Origin of the sequence: Roseovarius gahaiensis, assembly GCF_011601345.1 — a bacterium.
Taxonomy (GTDB): Bacteria; Pseudomonadota; Alphaproteobacteria; order Rhodobacterales; family Rhodobacteraceae; genus Roseovarius; species Roseovarius gahaiensis.
Genome location: NZ_JAAORB010000005.1, coordinates 1 through 17,925, shown reverse-complemented (window position 1 = coordinate 17,925; position 17,925 = coordinate 1). Strand labels below are relative to the sequence as shown.

Genomic DNA, 17,925 nt, shown 5'->3' with positions numbered 1-17,925 from the left:
GAACGAGGCAGGACAGATGATTTTCAGGGCAATCGCTATCGCGGGCGGCTTGGTCGGCGCGGCTGGTTTGTCGCAGTTTCCTGATTATTCTCAACAGTATACGCAGCGTCTTTCAGGTGCTGTGGACGAATTGTCGGGGGTCGTGGCGCAGTTTGATGCAGATGCGGCCGGTCTGGGGCTGAACCGGGACGAGGCATTGGAGGCGTTGCACGCGGGTGGCCGAATGGGCGAAGCACGCGCGATTTCAATGGGGTATGTGCTAGAGCGTCACCAAGATTTGAGCCGCGATTTGGCCGCGCTTGAAGGATCAACTTTGGCCGGTAAGATTTTGAATGCAAAGCATTTAATGGATTTAGAGTTGGCGCATAAAACATGGGCTGACTTCAAGCCAGCTCTGCCCTTGTCTCAGGCCGGTCTTATCTTGACCGGATTGGGGTTTCTTGCTGGATACGGGGTGTTGGTCGGCATGGTCAGTGGGCTGGCGCGCTTGCGGCGCCGACGCAAGTCCGCACAGGCCTGAGAATTTGCAACCCTCGCCATCTGCCGCGACGGCCTGACGCAGCTTTGGCGTGTGGGGGTTTAAACGCGTCACATCGTTCATATGTCAAAGTCTGAATGCGAAACGCGGTGCCAAAGCGTGTGCCGCATGTCCGGAAGGAGGGCGAAGATGACCGAAACGATGAAAACCACGCAGCCAATTGTCGAGATGGCGAAAGCCAACGACGAGTTTCGCAAGGTGGTGATGACCGGCGACAAGATGCAGGTTGTTCTGATGGCCATTCCCGAAGGTGGGGAGATTGGCGCCGAAACCCATGATGGCCATGATCAGGTTCTGATTTTTGTCGAGGGTGAGGGCAAAGCCAAGATTGGCGACATCGAAACCAAGGTCAAAGCCGGTGATCTGAGTTTCGTGCCGTCGGGCGAATTCCATAACTTCGTGAACACCGGATCGGGTATGCTGAAGCTTTACACGATGTATGCGCCGCCCGAGCATGAGGCGGGCACAGAACACACCACCAAAGCCGAGGCCGACGCGGACCCATCCGAGCACTGAAGTCGCGATCAGAGGCCACCGCGCAGCGCAAACGCGATGAGTGCGCCAGCCAGCCCCGCACAGATCAGCAGCACGGCGCGCAGAATGCGCTGGCTGCTGGTTTTTTGGTTGAACGGGTCAGTCATAGGTGAATTGCTCGGACAGTATGTTGGCTGGGGACACGCCCATATCCAGCAGGGCGTGTTCAACACTTTGCAGCATCGCGGGTGGCCCGCATAAGACGTATAGCCAGTCGCGATGCGCGGGCCTGCCAAAATGGCGGCGCAACAGGGCACCGTCGATCAAGCCGGTCGCACCCGTCCAGTCTGGCGGCGGGTCTGACAGGACGTGATGCACCTCTGCGCCGTGGGTTTGTGCGATCTGTTCCAGTTCGTCACCGCTAACGATCTGGCTTTGCGCGCGGTTGCCATAAAGCAGGACGGCGGGCCGCGGATCATCTGTAGCGGCCAGTTGGCGCAGGATGCCCAACAGCGGCGCGATGCCCACGCCGCCGGCGATCAGGGCTATGCCCGGGGCGCGGTCATGCGCGGCAAGGGTCAGGTGGCCGTGCGGGCCTTCGGTCCATGCGCGGGTGTCGGGCCGGACCTGACCGATGCGGTTTGTGCTGTCGCCCAATTCCTTGATCAAGAATTCCAGCTTGTCGCTTTGTGCCGGGGCCGAGGCGATGGAAAACGGGTTTTCATTCAAGGAAAACGGAGAGTGCCCGATATTGAGCCATGCAAATTGCCCTGCGCGATAGGGGAATGGCCGGTCGCTGTCGGGGCGCAGGGTGATGCGCCAAATGCGCTCTGCGGCAGGTGTCACAGACTCAACGCGCCACGGATGGCGCAGCCGCAAGAGCGGCGCAATCACATAGACATAAAGCAGCGCCGCGATGGCGACGGCCAGCATGCCGCCCCAGACCCAAGCCAAGCCCGGATCGGCGCTGTAGCGGCCGGCGCGCAAGGCGTGCAGAACGCCAAGCCCGGCCACCAGAACCGCCAGTGCACCGTGCAGCGCGCGCCAGATCTCGTATCCGTATCCCAAAAGGTCACGCCCGATGGCCATGGCAACAAGCGCGCCCAGCAATAGCCATGCCGCGATGCCCGGCCACAGCGCGTGCCAGCGGTATTCCAATACTGTCTGGCCGGTCATGTCCCATGCCGGGGCGGGCCCCATCGGCGAGACGTAGAAAAATGGGTGCAGGATCACGAAAGCCAACGCCGCGCGGGCCAGAAATTGGTGCGCGCGCATCACCACATCGCTGCCGACGCGGGCGGTGATGATGCGAAACCGGCCCAGTTGCAGAAACTCGATCAGGATCATCGCCAGAGCCACCATCACCAGCCCTGTGGCCAATTCATCCCAAGGGCTGCGCGGATCAAGGCCCTGCGCCCATGCCAGCCCCAAAGGCAGCAATGCGGCGGCAAGGTAAAGCGCGACAAGAAGGGCGGCTGGCACTGATCACGTCCTTTGCAATCTATGGATGGAACAGTATCGGCATGTTTTGGCTAGGATGTGAAGGGGCACGGCCTTGACCCCGGACGGCTTTGACAGCACTGTCCGCGCCAAACAGAGCCCTAAAGGCGGAGCACAGGCAGACACATGGCAGGCACACCCGCGCCCTTCGCGCCGTTTGAGTGGATGATCGCATGGCGCTATTTGCGCGCCAAGCGAGCCGAGGGCGGCGTGAGTGTCATGACATGGATCAGCCTGATCGGGATCACGCTGGCGGTGTTTGCGCTGATTGCCACCTTGTCGGTGCGGTCAGGGTTTCGGGCCGAGTTCGTGGACACGATCCTTGGGGCCAATGCCCATGTGACTGTTTACAGCATGGGTGAGGTGGACGAGCAGACCGGGCGTCTGGACCGCACGATCACCGAATATGACGCCATGGCAGACCGCGTGCGCGACGTGCCGGGCGTGACGCGGGTGGCGCCGCTGGTCAAAGGGCAGGTGATGGCCAATGCGGGCCAGCAGAATGCGGGCGTTCAGGTGTTCGGCATCCGCGCCGGGGATTTAAAGACCATCCCCCGCATCGCCGACCCCGAGACGGGGCGCGGCGATATCGACGCTTTCGAACAGGGCATTGCCATCGGCTCGGGCGTGGCGCGTGAACTGGGTGTCAGCGTTGGCGACAGGATCAGGTTGATTTCACCCAATGGGGTTAAGACCGCCTTTGGCACCAGCCCGCGGGTGAATGCCTATGACGTGGTCTATATTTTCAGTGCTGGGCGCTATGACATCGACCGGGTGCGCGTTTACCTGCCGTTTGAAGAGGCCCAGAGCTTTTTCAACCGTGAAGGCCGCGCCGACGAGCTGGAAGTGATGCTGAGCGACCCAGATCGCGTGGCCGACATGACCGTGCCTTTGTTGCGCGCGGCAGGTGACAGGGCGCAGATCTGGACGTGGAAGGATGCCAGCGGCGGTTTTCTGCGCGCGCTTGAGGTCGAGGACAACGTGATGTTCGTGATCCTGTCGATCCTCGTGCTGATCGCGGCGATGAATGTCACCAGCGGGCTGATCATGCTGGTCAAGAACAAAGGGCGCGATATCGGCATCCTACGCACCATGGGCCTAACCGAGGGCGCCGTGTTGCGGGTGTTTTTCATCTGTGGGGCATTCACCGGCATCATCGGCACGGTCTGTGGCGTGATCCTTGGCTGCCTGTTTGCGATTTATATCGACCCGATTTTCAGTTTCATAAATATGCTGATGGGCGGTCAGGTGTGGGATCCGTCCATTCGTGGCATTTACCATCTGCCCGCGCAGTTGCAGTTCGGCGATGTGATGTCGGCGGTGGCACTGTCGCTGGGGCTGAGCTTTGTGGTGACGATCTTTCCGGCGCGGCGCGCGGCCCGGATGAACCCGGTGGAGGCGCTGCGCTATGAGTGATGCCATGCTGGATCTGGAGGGGGTCAGCAAGACCTACAATGCCGGCCGCGAGACCGAGGTGCGCGTTCTGGACGATACCGCGTTGCAGGTGGCTCCGGGCGAAATGGTGGCGCTGGTGGCACCCTCGGGTGCAGGCAAATCGACCTTGCTGCATATTGCCGGGCTGCTGGACACGCCCGACACCGGGCAGGTGCGTATCGGCGGCACGGATTACACCGGCTTGAGCGACCGCCGCCGCACCGTGGCGCGGCGACAGGAGGTGGGGTTTATTTACCAGTTTCACCATCTGTTGCCCGAGTTTACGGCGCTGGAAAACATCATGTTGCCGCAGCTTGCCAATGGCATCCCCAAGGCCGAGGCACAGACGCGTGCCGCCGATCTGTTGGCGCGGGTGGGGATCGGGGCGCGCGCCGATCACCGCCCCTCGGCAATGTCGGGCGGCGAACAGCAGCGGGTGGCCTTTTGCCGGGCCTTGGCCAATGAGCCGCGTCTGCTGCTGGCTGACGAGCCGACGGGCAACCTTGACCCTGCGACATCAGAGCAAGTGTTCGGCACGCTTCTGGGGTTGGTGCGCGACACCGGACTTTCAGCGCTGATTGCGACCCATAACCTTGAACTGGCCGCCCGGATGGATCGGGTCATGCGTCTGGATCAGGGGCAGGTCGTGCCGGGGTGAATGCGCCGGTCGGGGCTGAGTCGTGAAACAGCGATCACCTTGGGCTAAGGATTTTCGAAAATCCTTAGCCAAGCGGTTTCGAAACCGCTTGGCTCATGGGTTCAGCCGGATTGCATGTATTTTCAGAAGGTTTGAATTGACCTGAAGTGCGACCCTGCCCAATGTGCCGCGACACTGGAAAAAGGATCGGGGCACATATGGCTGACGTCACGCTGGATGAGATTGAACAGACCACCAAAGCGGCTCTCGTGCGCCATGGCGCGGCGGGATGGGTGGCCGATTGCGTGGCCGATGCGGTGCGCAAGGCCGAAAGTGTCGGCAACAAGATTTGCGGCCTCTATTATCTTGAAAGCTATTGTAAGCAGCTGGAAACCGGCCGTGTCAAAGGCGATGTTGCACCGGTTGTGACGCGGCCGCGCCCCGGTGTGGTTGAGGTAGATGCGAAGTTCGGCTTTGCACAGCCTGCCTTTGCCAAAGGGCTGCCCGAGGCACTGGAGGCCGCGCGCGATTGCGGCGTGGCCAGCCTTGCGGTGGGGCACGCGCACACTTGCACCAGCCTTGGTTATTTCACCGAACAGATCGCGCGTGCGGGGTTGATCGGGCTGGGGCTAACCAATGCCTCGCCCATCGTGGCCCCTCCGGGGGGCAAGACGCGGGTGATCGGCACCAACCCGATTGCCTTTTCGGTGCCGGATGGCAAGGGCGGGATCGCCATGCAGTTCGATCAATCGACCACCACCGTGGCGCTGGGCAAGATCACCATGGCCAAAGCGGCGGGCGAGGCCATTCCCGAAGGTTGGGCCGTGGATGCCGACGGCCAGCCCACCACCGACCCCGAGGCCGCGCTGGGCGGATCGCTGGTGTCGATGGGCGGCTACAAAGGTTGGGGCTTTGGCCTGATGGCTGAACTTCTGGCGGCGGGCCTGACCGGCGGTGTCGTCAGCCGCGATGTCAAGCCGTTGAAGGCCCCGGACGGGCCGCCGCATGATCTGGGCCAGTATTACCTGTTGATGGACCCGGACGCGTCGGGCGCGTTTTTCGACCGTCTGGCGCAGGTCGAGGCGGGCGTGGCGCTGGATGCCGAGCGCGGCGCGCGCATGCCGGGGCAGGGCAAGGCGCCGACAGATCCGGTGACCCTCGACGATGCCGTATGGCAGCAGGTGCGCGCCCTGGCCGGTCTGACCTGATCACGCAGAGATGATTTGAGCGCGGCCTATGGTTGGTGCACACCTGATTGAAAGGGGTTTATCATGCGTCGTTTTCTGAGTGCCGTCACCATCGCCGCCAGTATTGCCAGCCCGGTTTGGGCCAATGCCATATCGTTCGATGGCGGCTGGACTCATCAACGCTTTTCGCTGTTTTCGCGTAATGACTATACGCAGAAGGGCGGCGCGCTGGATATGACCTCGGACGGGAGCGTGTCGCTGCTGTATCACGCCTTGCCCGAGCAGAGCTGGGGTGCGTCCGGGGCGCAGTGGGCGTGGCAGGTGTCGCAAAGCGTGCCGCCAACGGATTTGCGCCTGAAAGGCGGCGATGACCGCAATCTTGCCCTGTATTTCGTGTTTCTGCCCAAGGCGGATGCAGAGCGTCTGAAGGGGGCCAAGATCACCCGCTTACTGGACAATGACGCGGTGCGCGTCCTGATCTATGTCTGGGGCGGCGCGCACAACCGTGGCGCCATGCTGGACAGTCCCTATTTGGGGGCGCGGGGCAAAACCGTCGTGCTGCGTGGGTCAGGCACCGGAGAGGCGCGCGAGGCGGTTGACCTGAAAGCCGATTACGCGCAGGCCTTTGGCGGGCCTTTGACATCGCTGGTGGGCTTGGCCGTATCAGGCGACAGTGACGACACCGACAGCCGGATCGCCGCGCGCATCTCGGGTCTGACGCTGCGCTAGATGCGCGCCAAGGTGGGGACGTGGCCAGTGCGGGTTTTGGATTGAGAGTGGTGTTTTGAGGGTTGCGGTCGGCCCAGAAGGGGACGGGATCTGAACCGCTGTTTTTTCACAACAAGATCAACCGTAGGCCCCACATAAGCTGTGGTGAGGTGCGTCACAGCTATACACAGACACGAGTAGGAAGGATGTTGCCGTGCCAAAAGACGAAGAACGCGATACGCGAAAAGCAGTTTTCAGAGGTCTCCGGTTGGAGTGCCCCTCCTGTGGGACGGGAAAAATCCTTTGCGGTTATCTTAAGGTTAAAGAAAAATGCGATTGTTGTGGGCAGGAACTTCATCACGCAAGCGTAGATGATGGGCCCGCTTATTTTACCCTGATGGTCGTGGTTGCGATCATCTTTCCGATGTTTGGCGTGGTTTATTCCCTCTTCGAGCCCAGACCGCTTTGGGTCGCTCTGTCGATGATGGTTCTGGCAACGGTTCTGGCATTGTTTATCCTTCCCCGCGTCAAAGGTCTGTTTATCGGTCTCCAGTGGGCGAAGAGACTTCACGGCTTCTAGGGTTTGTGGACATTCAGGTCATGGGCTGTGCCGCAGGGGCAACCAGCGGCCCTTCGGTCAAGTTGCGGCGATCTTGGTAGGGGCCCGCACGCCGCTAGGCTGCTGATCCAGATCAATGCGCCGTGGCGCGGGGTCTGTCTTGATTGCTAGGGCGATTAGAGGCGACGGGATAAACAGATGCGGATCATTTTTGCGGCCTTGGCCGTTTTGCCCCTTGCGGGCTGCATGGCAGAGCAATCCGCTGATGCGAGCACATCGACCAACATGGCGCGTGTGGCTCATGGGGCAGACATGTATGAGGTCTATTGCACCAGTTGCCACGGTCGGGCCGCACGCGGGGATGGCCCCTTGGCTGATGATCTGTCGGTGCGCCCGGCGGACTTGACGGGGCTTGCGGCGCGCAACGGGGGTGTGTTTCCCTATGCCGAAACAATGGCGCGGATTCATGGCTATCCGGGCCGGTTCCATGAAATGCCGCAATTCGGCCCGCTGCTGCAGGGGCCGCATGTGGCGTGGCAAGACCCTGCCACCGGAGCGGTGATAGACACACCAAGGGCTTTACTTGCGCTGGTCAGCTATTTGGCCAGTGTGCAGCGCGGCTAAACAAAGGCCTTAACATAGGGAGCATGACGATGATCCGGATTTTTACTAGAACGGTTTTGGCCAGTGCTCTGGCGCTGTCGGCCGGTATGGCCATGGCAGAGGGCGATGCGCAGACCGGTGAAGCGATTTACGACCGCTATTGTGCGGCCTGCCACGGGGCGACAGGCACCGGAGACGGCCGGATGCGGGCGGTGCTGACGGTGCAGCCCAGTGACCTGACCGCGCTGAGCGCGGGGAATGACGGGTCTTTCCCGATGGAGCGGGTGGTCAAGCGCATTGATGGGCGCGATCCGTTGGTGGCCCATGGCAGCGAAATGCCAATCTATGGCGATTTCTTTGATGGGGATGGCGCGTCGCTGCGCACGGACAGTGGCCAGCCGGTGATCACCTCGACCCCGGTGGCTGATCTGGTAGCTTATTTGCAGGGCTTGCAGGTGCAGTAGCCGCGTTGGACTTGGGGCAGGGGCGCGCTACCTTTTCGCCGTGATCGTGAACAGGAGGCGGCGCGATGTCCCGGTTTTTAGCTTTGATCCCTGTGATTGCGTTGATTGCAGTTCTGGCGGCGCCTTTACGTGCGAACGAGTCTGCAATCCAATCGGTGATCGAGGACCAGATCGAGGCGTTTTTGAACGACGACCTGACCAGCGCGTTCGCCCATGCCAGCCCAATGATCCAGCAGCTTTTCGGCACGCCGGGGCGGTTTGGCCAGATGGTGCGCGACAGCTATCCGATGGTCTGGCGGCCTGACGAGGTGACGTTTCTACCGATGGATGACGCAAAAGCGCGCCCGGTCCAGCCGGTGATCCTGCGGGACAGCGCGGGCGCGCTGCATATTCTAGACTACGAGATGATCCAGACAGATGAAGGCTGGAAGATCAACGGTGTCCGGCTGCGCCGCGCCCCGGCAGGGGCTGTGTGATCCTGAGGCTTTCCTAACATTTAGCTGACAGATTGGCCTTTGGTTGGTGGTCACGCCCGTCACGGTGGTGTCGGGCCTCGTTAATCCTTGGTTGATACCTCCCTTTCGCATCGGGTGCGGGGGCCGCGCCTGTCCTGCACTGACGTATGACATCCAAGCCGCTGTGGCCGGGATGCGGAAAGGGATTATTGATGAACAAGGCAATCACCGATGGGATCGTTTTCATGCCGCCTCAATTTGCAGGCGGGCTTGAGGTCTGGTCAAGCGGCGATGGGACGCCGGGGGCAGACACCTACGAGGACGCGCTCAATGCCGCTTTTGTTCCGGCGGATCAGGATTTTGGCGGCGCGTTGGAACTGCAAAAAGCCGATACAGTTCAAAAGCTGCGCTATATGGGCGAAACGCCACTTTTGCCGGGGTGTTACCTGCGCGTGCGGGCGCGTGTGAAGGCGATCTCGGGGAATTTGCCGTCGGTGCGTATTGCGGGTTGGGCCGGCGGCGCGGGCGGCGCGCATGTGACCGGTGTGGCCGAGACCGGGCCAGCGGTGGCCCTGAGCAGCTATGGTCAGGTGGTCGAGGTCAGCGCCATTGTGGGGGCAGGCGCGCGCACTGGCGTTGACATGGTCTGGGGCACCGAGGCCCTTTATGGGCATTTCGGGTTGGACCTGACCGGCCCAAGCGGCGGCGTAGTACGCATTGACGACCTTGTGATCGAGGATGTCACCCATGTGTTCCTGCGCGACATGATCAGCCTAGTGGATGTGCGCGACTACGGCGCACAGGTCGATGGCGTGACCGATGACACCGCAGCCTTTGAATTGGCCGACGCCGCCGCAGCAGGGCGCGAGGTGTTGGTGCCAGCGGGCAGTTACTATCTGGCCGACAGTGTGACCTTTCAAAACCGGGTGCGGTTCGAAGGGTCGGTTGTCATGCCCGAGGACAAGATCCTTGGCCTGACCAAGAACTTCGATCTGCCCGCCTATATTGACGCCTTTGACGATGACGAAGAACTGGCGTTCAAGAAGGCGTTTCAAGCGCTGTTGAATACAGCGGGGCATGAGACATTGGATCTGGGCGGGCGGTTGATCGGGGTGCGCGCCCCCATTGACATGCAGGCGGCGTTGGCCAATCGGACGTTTTTCAACCAGCGCCGGGTCATTCGCAACGGGCAGTTTTCGATCTTTTCCGGCCCGGCATGGGACACCGAAATTGTCACCTCGCAAGCCCGCTATTCACCGAATGACGCCAAGCGCCTGACCGGGGTGGCCAATGTGGCCAATGTGCCGGTCGGCGCATTGGTTGAAGGGAACGGCGTGGGCCGCGAGGTCTATGTGCGCGCCAAAAACCCCGCCACCCAAAGCCTTGAGTTAAGCGCGCCGTTATATGATGCGGACGGCACGCAGGTGTTCACCTTCAAGCGGTTCAAATACATTCTGGATTTCAGCGGGTTTGACGATCTGGGCCGGTTTACCCTGTCGGATATCGAGATCCAGTGCAGTGGCGAATGCAGCGGCATCTTGTTGCCGCCGCAAGGCAGCGGTTTTGCCTTGCGCGATTGCTTCATTACCCGCCCCAAGGATCGCGGCATCACCAGCCATGGCGAGGGGTGTCAGGGGATGTTGATCGACCGTTGCCAGTTTCTGTCGAACGAAAGCCCGCTGGCCGCGGTAGATCGGCAATCCATTGCCCTCAACGCCAATGCCAATGACGTCAAGCTGCGCAATAATCGCGCGGTGCATTTCCGGCATTTCGCGGTTGTCGGTGGATCAAGCACGATTTTGACCGGCAATCACTGGTTTCAGGGCGATACCTTGCAAAATTCGCCGCGCATGGCGGGGCTGTTGCTGACCCGGACGAACAACCGTGGCACGATCAACGGCAATTACGTGGATAACAGTTTCATCGAGTGGTCGAACGAACACGATCAGGCCCCGGAGTTTTCCAACGAGTTTTCGTTTAGCCAGCTGAGTGTGACCGACAACACGTTTTTGGCCAGCCATGTGGCATCTTGGTTCAACTATATCGTGGTCAAACCGCATGGCGCGGGGCATTTTCTGAATGGCCTGACGGTCACGGGCAATTCGTTTCGCATCATCGGCACCCCGATTGAGAGGGTTGAGGGGATCGACACCAGCTTTGCCGATCTCGATTACAACCGTTTTCAAAATGTCACCTTCCGCGACAACATGTTCAACAACGTGATCCGGACGGTGGCCAGCCCGATCACCATTGAACACACCCAGACCACGCCGGCGCAGGCGTGGACAGTGGATGCAGGGCCGCGCCTGCCGTTCAATGCTTGGGTGCAAGGGGTGGATGCGGTGCTGGCCGCTGGGCCGTTGCGCGATGACAGCAATGCGATTGTCTATGCGACGCCCTATTATCAGGCCAAGCAGGGGCCGGATAACGATCAGGCGGTGCTGCGTTGGGAAGGCGAGTTGAAGGGAACGGTCATGGTGACAGTGCGCATCGACGATCCGTTCTGATCGGCACCAATCAGCCGCTGGTGGCGATCAGAACGCGTGCCAAAGCGCGATCTTGGCCGCCAGCGCATCACTGTTTTTAAGCCCGGTCACCACGCCGAATTCGATGTGGCGGCCGGGTGGGCCTTGCATCACCCAAGACGAGCCAAGCTTGACATACGCGTCACCTGTGACCGGCTGACCGGTTTGCAGTTGCATGATCGCCTTGCCCCGCGCCGTGGCATTCAGGCCCAGTGTCAGGTCGCTTTCCCACGCGGCGTCAAACGTATCCTGAAACACGGTGGCGCGGATATCCAGCGTCAGCCAGCCGGATCGCCCGACCATATCAATCCCACGGCCAAACGACATCGCAGGGCGCATCACCGGGCGCTTGTCGGTTACGCCGGTGCCCATTTCCAGCGCCAGTCGCATTCCACCGGGGGACTGGCCAAAGGGAAACCGCGCAAAGGCTATCGCCTTGGACAGCCCGTCAGGATCGGCACCGATATCCAGCCCCAGCGTCAGGCGGTCGGACAGGCCATATTCGGCATACACCGTCGCATAGCCGATGTCGCGCATCAGGTCGCGCTCCCATGATAGCGACAGAAACGTTTTGCCCGCCTCGCGCGGCCATAGCCCGGCATTGGCCGTGCGCGCGGCAAACGATGCGACAACGCTGCATAGGCAAAGCAGGATCATAAGGCGGTGCATGGCCCCTCCGGCTGGGTGGATGGCGGTCTGCTCGTCCGGTTAACAATCGTTAGTCTTGGTAAATTGCGGGTTAACGCGGGCATGACGCCTGCTAATAATTTGCGCTGAGCGGCAGGAATGCTAGGCTGGGGTGCAATAAGGGGGGCACCATGCCAAGAATTCAAACCGACAACAGCTATCAGACCGTGATCACCACGTTTGATGCGACGCCCGGCACCTGTCAGGATCTTTTGGATGCTTTGACAGATGCCTACGAGGCGTTTATTTCCAAACAGCCCGGATTCATCGCGGCGGGCCTGCATGTAAACGATGCGCAGACCCGGATTGCCAATTATTCGCAATGGGAACGCCGTGAGGATTACCAAGCGATGTTGCGCAGTGATGAAATGCGCAAACGCAACCGCGAGATCAATGATATGTGCAAGGCGTTCGAGCCTGTGATGTATGAGGTTGCGGCCTGTTTTGACTGACGACGACAAGCGAGACTTAAAAGATCAAAACAGCGCACAGGCGCAAGACGCGCTGGCCAGCGAAATCGCGGCGTTGCGCGCCGAGGTGGCGCATTTGAACGCGCATCGTTTCGTGCGTATTCACAATTCGATCCCGCGCCTTTTGGCGTTCAATTTCGCGCGTGGTGCCGCATTTGCGCTGGGCACCTTGCTGGGGGCGTCGATGATCCTGTCTGCCTTGGCATGGACGATCAGCCAGATCGAATTTCTGCCGGTGATCGGTGAGTGGGGGGCCGAGATCATGCGCCAGATCGAGGCGGCAACCGACGCCCCGTAGCACCTGACCTGTATCAATGACGCACACGTCAGACTATGGCAAAGTAAGTTATTAACAATCGGAGGTTCCTAATGTACAAAAACATTCTTGTTCCCGTATCGTTCGAAGAAGACCGTGATTCAGCGGGCGCCATCAACGTGGCGCGCCTGTTGGCCGGTGACAGCGGCAAGGTGACTCTGCTGCATGTGATGGAGCAAATTCCCGGCTACGCGATTTCTTATGTGCCCGACAATTACCTTGTGGAAAGCCGTCAGGCGATCGAGACTGAACTGCGCGATATGGCCGCTAGCCTGCCCAATGCAGAATCGCAGGTGATCGACGGGCATTCCGGGCGCACCATTCTGGATTTTGCGGAACAATCCGGTATCGATTGTATCGTCATTGCCAGCCATCGGCCGGGCATGCAGGATTTGTTGTTGGGCAGCACCGCCTCGCAAGTGGTGCGGCATGCCGCATGCGCGGTGCATGTGATCCGCTAAGCCCTTGCAGGCCCATTCGCTTAACAGGTTCCATCGGTGACGGATTTGGTGCTGCGCTTGCTGCTGATCGGTATTGCCATCGCAGCAAACAACACGGCTGTTGCATTGGCGCTTGGCAGTGTTGCGCAACGCCAGCTGTGGCCGCGGATTCTGGTGGTGTTCGGGGCGTTTGAATTCACCATACCCTTGATCGGGGCGTGGCTGGGGCAGCATGCCGCGCGGTTGATCGCCGACCATGCCAACTGGCTTGGGCCTTTGGTGTTGATGTCCTTGGGTGGGCTGACGATCGTCAGCGCAGCGCGCAGCCGGTCCGAGCGCCGGGATCTTGCACATTATTTGACAGGTTGGACCGGTCTTGTTGTTCTGTCGGCCGGTTTGTCATTGGACAATCTGGTTGTCGGCTTCAGCATGGGGTTGGGCGGCGTGCCACCGCTTGCGCTGGCTTTGACAATCTTGACCTGCTCGGTCCTGTTTGCTTGGGCCGGTCTGGCCTTGGGCCGCACGGCACGGCGCAACTGGGGCGGTTTTGCCGGGGTGGTCAGCGGGCTGATCCTGATGGGATTGGCGATCATTGTTTGGATGGGGTGGGCGTAATCTTGAAACCGTGTTAGCCTTTTGACCAAAAGGGAGGGCGCCATGCGTATTCAAATTGTCATAACCGCAATCAGCCTGCTGGCGGCCCCTGTGGCCGCGCAAGAGCCGGTCAATATCCGTTCCGACATTCCAACAGTCACGGTTCAGACGCCGTCAGGGCCGGTTGAAATTCAACGCATTCAAGACCCCACCAACGAGGTGACGGGCGAATGGGCGCGCACCTCGCGGCCCTGTCCGCCGTTTTGTATTCAGCCGATGACGCCCGCGCCGGGCGTTACGACCATCGGTGAGATCGAAATGCTGGACATGCTGGCCGACGAAGAGGCCATCGTCGTCGACAGCCGCACCCCCGACTGGTTCGAGGGCGGCACAATCCCCGGCGCGATCAACATTCCTTACACGCAAGTGGTGGACCGTTTAGAGGATCTGGGATGCGAGATCGACTTTGACGGCTGGGATTGCACCGAGGCGCGGCCTGTGGCGCTGTTTTGCAACGGGCTATGGTGCGGGCAAAGCCCCTCGGCCATTCGCAACATGATCTCCGCAGGATACCCGGCTGATCGGATTTTCTATTATCGCGGCGGAATGCAAAGCTGGCGGGTGCTGGGCCTAAGCGTTTCCGGGGCGTCGAATTGAGACGCAGGATGCGCGCGGCGGTGCTGCTGGCGGTGTTGGCCGGTGTGGCAGGCTGTGGCGTTCCATTCGTGCCGTTGATCTGACGCAGACGGGTGTGATCTGTCCATGCGCGATCTGGTCTGCCCGCCTCTTGCAGAGGGCGAGTGCGATCCCACATTTAAGGGGCAACACGCAATCAGGAGGACCGCCCACATGCAATGCCCAATCGACGGAGAACAACTGGTCATGGCCGACCGCGCCGGAGTTGAAATTGACTACTGCCCGAAATGTCGGGGTGTGTGGCTGGACCGGGGCGAATTGGACAAGATCATCGAACGGTCAGCCCCGCAGGCCGATACGTCGTCTACTGCACCGCAAGCGCGGCGCGAAAGTGCTGACCGGGGGGATTACAAGCGCAAAAAGCGCGGTGGCTTCTTGGAAGATCTTTTCGATTTTTAATCATCAGCGCAAATTGCCTTGCGGCGCGTTACAAAGATAGCGCGTGCCGCGCGGCTGATACCCCAGGCCCTGGCAGAACCCGTCTGTCAGGGCGTTTTATTGGGGCGCCCGCCGCCTGTGGTATGGCGTCTCGGTATGGTCTGAACACGCCGCTATGTCATAGCGTGCTGATGGTTCGACGCGACGTTGCTGGAAAACGTGACGGACACGACCGCGCCGAACGGAACAGGCCGCTTTGCCCCTTGAACCGGACTGAAAACACATCAACTGTGCAGCAACGCCGATAACCCCCAGGATCCCATGCCCTACGCCCATTCCGACACATCCGAAGCCCTGCTGCACAGCCCCGCCCCCGAGGTAAAGGCGCGCCCCAAGCTGGAGGGCGGTAAGCGCTTTGAGATGGTCAGCGACTTTTCGCCAGCTGGCGACCAGCCCACCGCGATCGCCGAAATCAGTCAGGCCGTTCTGGACGGTGAGCGCGATCAGGTGTTGCTGGGCGCGACCGGCACCGGCAAGACCTACACCATGGCCAAGGTGATCGAGGAAACGCAGCGCCCGGCGATCATTTTGGCCCCCAACAAAACACTGGCGGCGCAGCTTTACGGGGAATTCAAAGGGTTTTTTCCCCATAACGCCGTCGAATATTTCGTCAGCTACTACGACTATTACCAGCCCGAGGCCTATGTGCCGCGCAGCGATACCTTCATCGAGAAGGAAAGCCAGATCAACGAACAGATCGACCGCATGCGCCACTCGGCCACGCGGGCTTTGTTGGAACGCGACGATGTGATCATTGTCGCCTCGGTCTCGTGCATCTACGGCATCGGCAGCGTCGAAACCTACGGCGCGATGACGCAAGACCTTAAGGTTGGCGGGGAATATGATCAGCGCAAGGTGATGGCCGATCTGGTGGCGCAACAATACCGTCGCAACGATCACGGCTTTCAGCGCGGCAGTTTCCGGGTGCGTGGCGACAGTCTTGAGATTTGGCCCGCGCACCTTGAAGATCGCGCTTGGAAGCTGAGCTTTTTTGGCGAAGAGCTTGAATCGATTTGTGAATTTGACCCGCTGACCGGCGAAAAAACCAACAGTTTCGAACAGATCCGCGTCTATGCCAATTCGCACTACGTCACGCCCAAGCCGACGATGCAGCAGGCCGTCATCGGCATCAAGAAAGAGCTGCGCACCCGGCTGGATCAGCTGGTGGGCGAAGGCAAGCTGCTGGAGGCGCAGCGGCTGGAGCAACGCACGAACTTCGATATCGAGATGTTGGAGGCCACGGGCGTCTGCAACGGGATCGAGAATTACTCGCGCTACCTGACAGGCCGCGCCCCCGGCGAGCCGCCGCCGACCCTATTCGAATTCATTCCCGACACCGCGATTGTCTTTGCCGATGAATCCCACGTCAGCGTGCCGCAGATCGGCGGCATGTACAAAGGCGACTTCCGGCGCAAGATGACATTGGCCGAACACGGCTTTCGCCTGCCAAGCTGCATGGACAACCGCCCGCTGAAGTTCGAGGAATGGGACGCCATGCGCCCGCAATCGGTGTTCGTCTCGGCCACCCCCGCCAAATGGGAGATCGAGCAGACCGGCGGGGTGTTCACCGAACAGGTGATCCGCCCCACCGGCCTGCTGGACCCCGTTATCGAAATTCGCCCGGTCGAAATGCAGGTCGATGATCTGCTGGACGAGGTGCGGCGCGTCTCGGCGGCGGGGTATCGCACCCTATGCACCACGCTGACCAAACGCATGGCCGAAGACCTGACGGAATACCTGCACGAACAGGGCATCCGCGTGCGCTATATGCACTCGGATATCGACACCATCGAACGGATCGAGATTTTGCGCGACCTGCGCCTTGGGGCGTTCGATGTGCTGATCGGCATCAACCTGCTGCGCGAGGGGTTGGACATTCCCGAATGTGGGCTGGTGGCCATTCTGGATGCGGATAAAGAGGGTTTTTTGCGCTCGGAAACCTCGTTGATCCAGACCATCGGACGCGCTGCGCGCAACTCGGACGGGCGGGTGATCATGTATGCCGACAAGATCACCGGCTCGATGCAGCGGGCGATGGATGAAACCGACCGCCGCCGCGCCAAACAGATCGCCTATAACGAAGAACACGGCATCACGCCCGCGACCATTAAGAAGAATGTCGATGACATTCTGGCCGGGCTGTATCAGGGCGATGTGGATATGAACCGCGTGACGGCGACCGTGGACACGCCGATGGTGGGCAGCAACCTTCAGGCCCATCTGGACGGCCTGCGCACCGACATGCGCAAGGCCGCCGAGAACCTTGAGTTCGAAGAGGCCGCCCGCCTGCGCGATGAGGTCAAACGGCTGGAAGCCGTCGATCTGGCCATCCACGACGACCCGCTGGCGCGCCAACAGGCGGTGGAAAAGGCCAGCACCGAGGCCACCAAGGGCCGCGGCCGCTCAACCGCCGGACGGCCGGGGCAGAGGGGTGGGAATGTGAAGCGGAAGGGGCGGTGAGAAAAGATACTAATTGGCAAGTGGATTCAGTGGTCGAGCTGGCGCATTGGACGCCCGCCGAAACCTGAGCACTTCTTCAGAAAACCGGTAAGATATGGTGATCAATTCTTTGAAGGCGGGCGCGAGGGTGTAGGTGTCACTGAATATTTCATCGCCAGCCATAAACGCTGATCGAAAAAGCTGTCCATGTGCGAATTCATTCCTCCACAGAACTATACCGCAGTAACTTTGCGGATTTTTGGGGTTTGGCTTTGATGATGCCAGTTGTTCCATTGAACCAGACTCACAAGGGAAAGCTAGTGTTTCTATATCGAATCCTCGGTCGTTAGCCTTTTTGAGAAGCGGATGATTCAGGTTTGGACCTTTGTCCAGATCGTCAAGTTCAGTCGAATTTTCTGTTTCTTGAATGCAGTATCTGAGGGATCCCTCTATTCCACATAAAATACTGGTTATCCCGGCTGCGCTCAGCGGCGGATTTGCTTCCGCGCAGCGGATAGCGTCGAGAAAAAGATGCCGTGCCGCTACGCCGCCAAGGCATTGTTCGAAAAACTCAAGATTTTTTGCTATGGCAATCTCCTTGGCCAGGTCCATTCTGCGATCTCCAACTCAAGTTAATTAACAGTGTCAAATGCTATTGTTGGTAACATCTTACGCAAATATTTCTAGAGCGTGTCGCCCCTGATCAGATTCAGGATTCCCATGATGCTTGCTTTGTGATTCCATGCTTTTGAGGCATATAT

General features: G+C 60.1%; 21 protein-coding genes. 18 read left to right on the top strand and 3 right to left on the bottom strand.

Going from position 1 to position 17,925, the window contains the following annotated elements; genetic code table 11:
• Nucleotides 1-16 precede the first annotated feature (16 nt).
• Together HAT86_RS04550 and HAT86_RS04545 are read left to right on the top strand one after the other, a co-directional pair.
• Nucleotides 17-520 (top strand): DUF2937 family protein, encoded by a 504-nt coding sequence (locus HAT86_RS04550; protein WP_167193869.1) that lies wholly within the window; start codon nucleotides 17-19, stop codon nucleotides 518-520.
• 147 nt (nucleotides 521-667) lie between these two features.
• A complete protein-coding gene (locus HAT86_RS04545) occupies nucleotides 668-1,054 on the top strand; it encodes a cupin domain-containing protein (protein WP_167193867.1) in 387 nt (128 codons plus the stop codon).
• 117 nt (nucleotides 1,055-1,171) lie between these two features.
• On the opposite strand, the gene HAT86_RS04540 is transcribed toward HAT86_RS04545, so the two are convergent.
• Nucleotides 1,172-2,494 carry a ferredoxin reductase family protein gene (locus tag HAT86_RS04540; protein ID WP_167193865.1) on the bottom strand — a complete coding sequence of 441 codons (1,323 nt, stop codon included), beginning with the start codon at nucleotides 2,492-2,494 and terminating at the stop codon, nucleotides 1,172-1,174.
• Between the two features lie 144 nt (nucleotides 2,495-2,638).
• Here HAT86_RS04540 and HAT86_RS04535 point away from each other — a divergent pair, with 144 nt between their 5' ends.
• The 9 genes from HAT86_RS04535 to HAT86_RS04495 all read left to right on the top strand — a co-directional run bounded on the left by HAT86_RS04535 (nucleotide 2,639) and on the right by HAT86_RS04495 (nucleotide 11,066).
• Nucleotides 2,639-3,928, top strand: a complete 1,290-nt coding sequence (locus HAT86_RS04535; RefSeq protein ID WP_167193863.1) for a lipoprotein-releasing ABC transporter permease subunit — start codon at nucleotides 2,639-2,641, stop codon at nucleotides 3,926-3,928.
• Nucleotides 3,921-4,604, top strand: a complete 684-nt coding sequence (locus HAT86_RS04530; RefSeq protein ID WP_167193861.1) for an ABC transporter ATP-binding protein — start codon at nucleotides 3,921-3,923, stop codon at nucleotides 4,602-4,604. Before HAT86_RS04535 ends, HAT86_RS04530 begins: the two co-directional genes overlap by 8 nt.
• Nucleotides 4,605-4,801: 197 nt before the next feature.
• Nucleotides 4,802-5,791 (top strand): Ldh family oxidoreductase, encoded by a 990-nt coding sequence (locus HAT86_RS04525; protein WP_167193859.1) that lies wholly within the window; start codon nucleotides 4,802-4,804, stop codon nucleotides 5,789-5,791.
• Nucleotides 5,792-5,854: 63 nt separating this feature from the next.
• A complete protein-coding gene (locus tag HAT86_RS04520; protein ID WP_167193857.1) occupies nucleotides 5,855-6,499 on the top strand; it encodes a DUF3047 domain-containing protein in 645 nt (214 codons plus the stop codon).
• Nucleotides 6,500-6,692: 193 nt separating this feature from the next.
• Nucleotides 6,693-7,058, top strand: coding sequence for a DUF983 domain-containing protein (locus HAT86_RS04515; protein WP_167193855.1), 366 nt, complete (start codon nucleotides 6,693-6,695; stop codon nucleotides 7,056-7,058).
• Between the two features lie 177 nt (nucleotides 7,059-7,235).
• On the top strand, nucleotides 7,236-7,661 hold the full coding sequence (locus tag HAT86_RS04510; RefSeq protein ID WP_167193853.1) for a cytochrome c family protein: 426 nt from the start codon (nucleotides 7,236-7,238) through the stop codon (nucleotides 7,659-7,661).
• A gap of 29 nt (nucleotides 7,662-7,690) precedes the next feature.
• Nucleotides 7,691-8,104, top strand: coding sequence for a c-type cytochrome (locus tag HAT86_RS04505; RefSeq protein WP_167193851.1), 414 nt, complete (start codon nucleotides 7,691-7,693; stop codon nucleotides 8,102-8,104).
• Between the two features lie 65 nt (nucleotides 8,105-8,169).
• The gene (locus HAT86_RS04500; RefSeq protein ID WP_167193849.1) at nucleotides 8,170-8,580 is read left to right on the top strand and encodes a DUF4864 domain-containing protein; all 411 of its coding nucleotides are present in this window, start codon (nucleotides 8,170-8,172) and stop codon (nucleotides 8,578-8,580) included.
• Nucleotides 8,581-8,771: 191 nt separating this feature from the next.
• Complete coding sequence (locus HAT86_RS04495) at nucleotides 8,772-11,066, top strand: glycosyl hydrolase family 28-related protein (protein ID WP_167193847.1); 2,295 nt, start codon at nucleotides 8,772-8,774, stop codon at nucleotides 11,064-11,066.
• A gap of 27 nt (nucleotides 11,067-11,093) precedes the next feature.
• On the opposite strand, the gene HAT86_RS04490 is transcribed toward HAT86_RS04495, so the two are convergent.
• On the bottom strand, nucleotides 11,094-11,741 hold the full coding sequence (locus HAT86_RS04490; RefSeq protein WP_167193845.1) for a hypothetical protein: 648 nt from the start codon (nucleotides 11,739-11,741) through the stop codon (nucleotides 11,094-11,096).
• 161 nt (nucleotides 11,742-11,902) lie between these two features.
• On the opposite strand from HAT86_RS04490, the gene HAT86_RS04485 reads away from it, so the two are divergent.
• The 7 genes from HAT86_RS04485 to uvrB all read left to right on the top strand — a co-directional run bounded on the left by HAT86_RS04485 (nucleotide 11,903) and on the right by uvrB (nucleotide 17,185).
• Nucleotides 11,903-12,223, top strand: coding sequence for an antibiotic biosynthesis monooxygenase family protein (locus HAT86_RS04485; RefSeq protein WP_167193843.1), 321 nt, complete (start codon nucleotides 11,903-11,905; stop codon nucleotides 12,221-12,223).
• Nucleotides 12,216-12,539, top strand: coding sequence for a DUF5665 domain-containing protein (locus HAT86_RS04480; RefSeq protein WP_231125814.1), 324 nt, complete (start codon nucleotides 12,216-12,218; stop codon nucleotides 12,537-12,539). The genes HAT86_RS04485 and HAT86_RS04480 overlap by 8 nt, the downstream gene beginning before the upstream one ends.
• A gap of 71 nt (nucleotides 12,540-12,610) precedes the next feature.
• Nucleotides 12,611-13,018 (top strand): universal stress protein, encoded by a 408-nt coding sequence (locus HAT86_RS04475; RefSeq protein ID WP_167193840.1) that lies wholly within the window; start codon nucleotides 12,611-12,613, stop codon nucleotides 13,016-13,018.
• Between the two features lie 36 nt (nucleotides 13,019-13,054).
• Entirely contained in the window at nucleotides 13,055-13,612 is a 558-nt protein-coding gene (locus HAT86_RS04470) for a manganese efflux pump MntP (RefSeq protein WP_167193838.1), read from the top strand.
• 42 nt (nucleotides 13,613-13,654) lie between these two features.
• Nucleotides 13,655-14,248, top strand: coding sequence for a rhodanese-like domain-containing protein (locus HAT86_RS04465; protein WP_167193836.1), 594 nt, complete (start codon nucleotides 13,655-13,657; stop codon nucleotides 14,246-14,248).
• 192 nt (nucleotides 14,249-14,440) lie between these two features.
• Nucleotides 14,441-14,686: a TFIIB-type zinc ribbon-containing protein gene (locus HAT86_RS04460; protein ID WP_167193834.1), complete on the top strand. Its 246-nt coding sequence runs from the start codon at nucleotides 14,441-14,443 to the stop codon at nucleotides 14,684-14,686.
• A gap of 300 nt (nucleotides 14,687-14,986) precedes the next feature.
• Nucleotides 14,987-17,185: an excinuclease ABC subunit UvrB gene (uvrB, locus tag HAT86_RS04455; RefSeq protein ID WP_167193832.1), complete on the top strand. Its 2,199-nt coding sequence runs from the start codon at nucleotides 14,987-14,989 to the stop codon at nucleotides 17,183-17,185.
• 9 nt (nucleotides 17,186-17,194) lie between these two features.
• Here uvrB and HAT86_RS04450 read toward each other — a convergent pair whose 3' ends face one another.
• Entirely contained in the window at nucleotides 17,195-17,776 is a 582-nt protein-coding gene (locus HAT86_RS04450; RefSeq protein WP_167193830.1) for a hypothetical protein, read from the bottom strand.
• Between the last annotated feature and the right edge of the window lie 149 nt (nucleotides 17,777-17,925).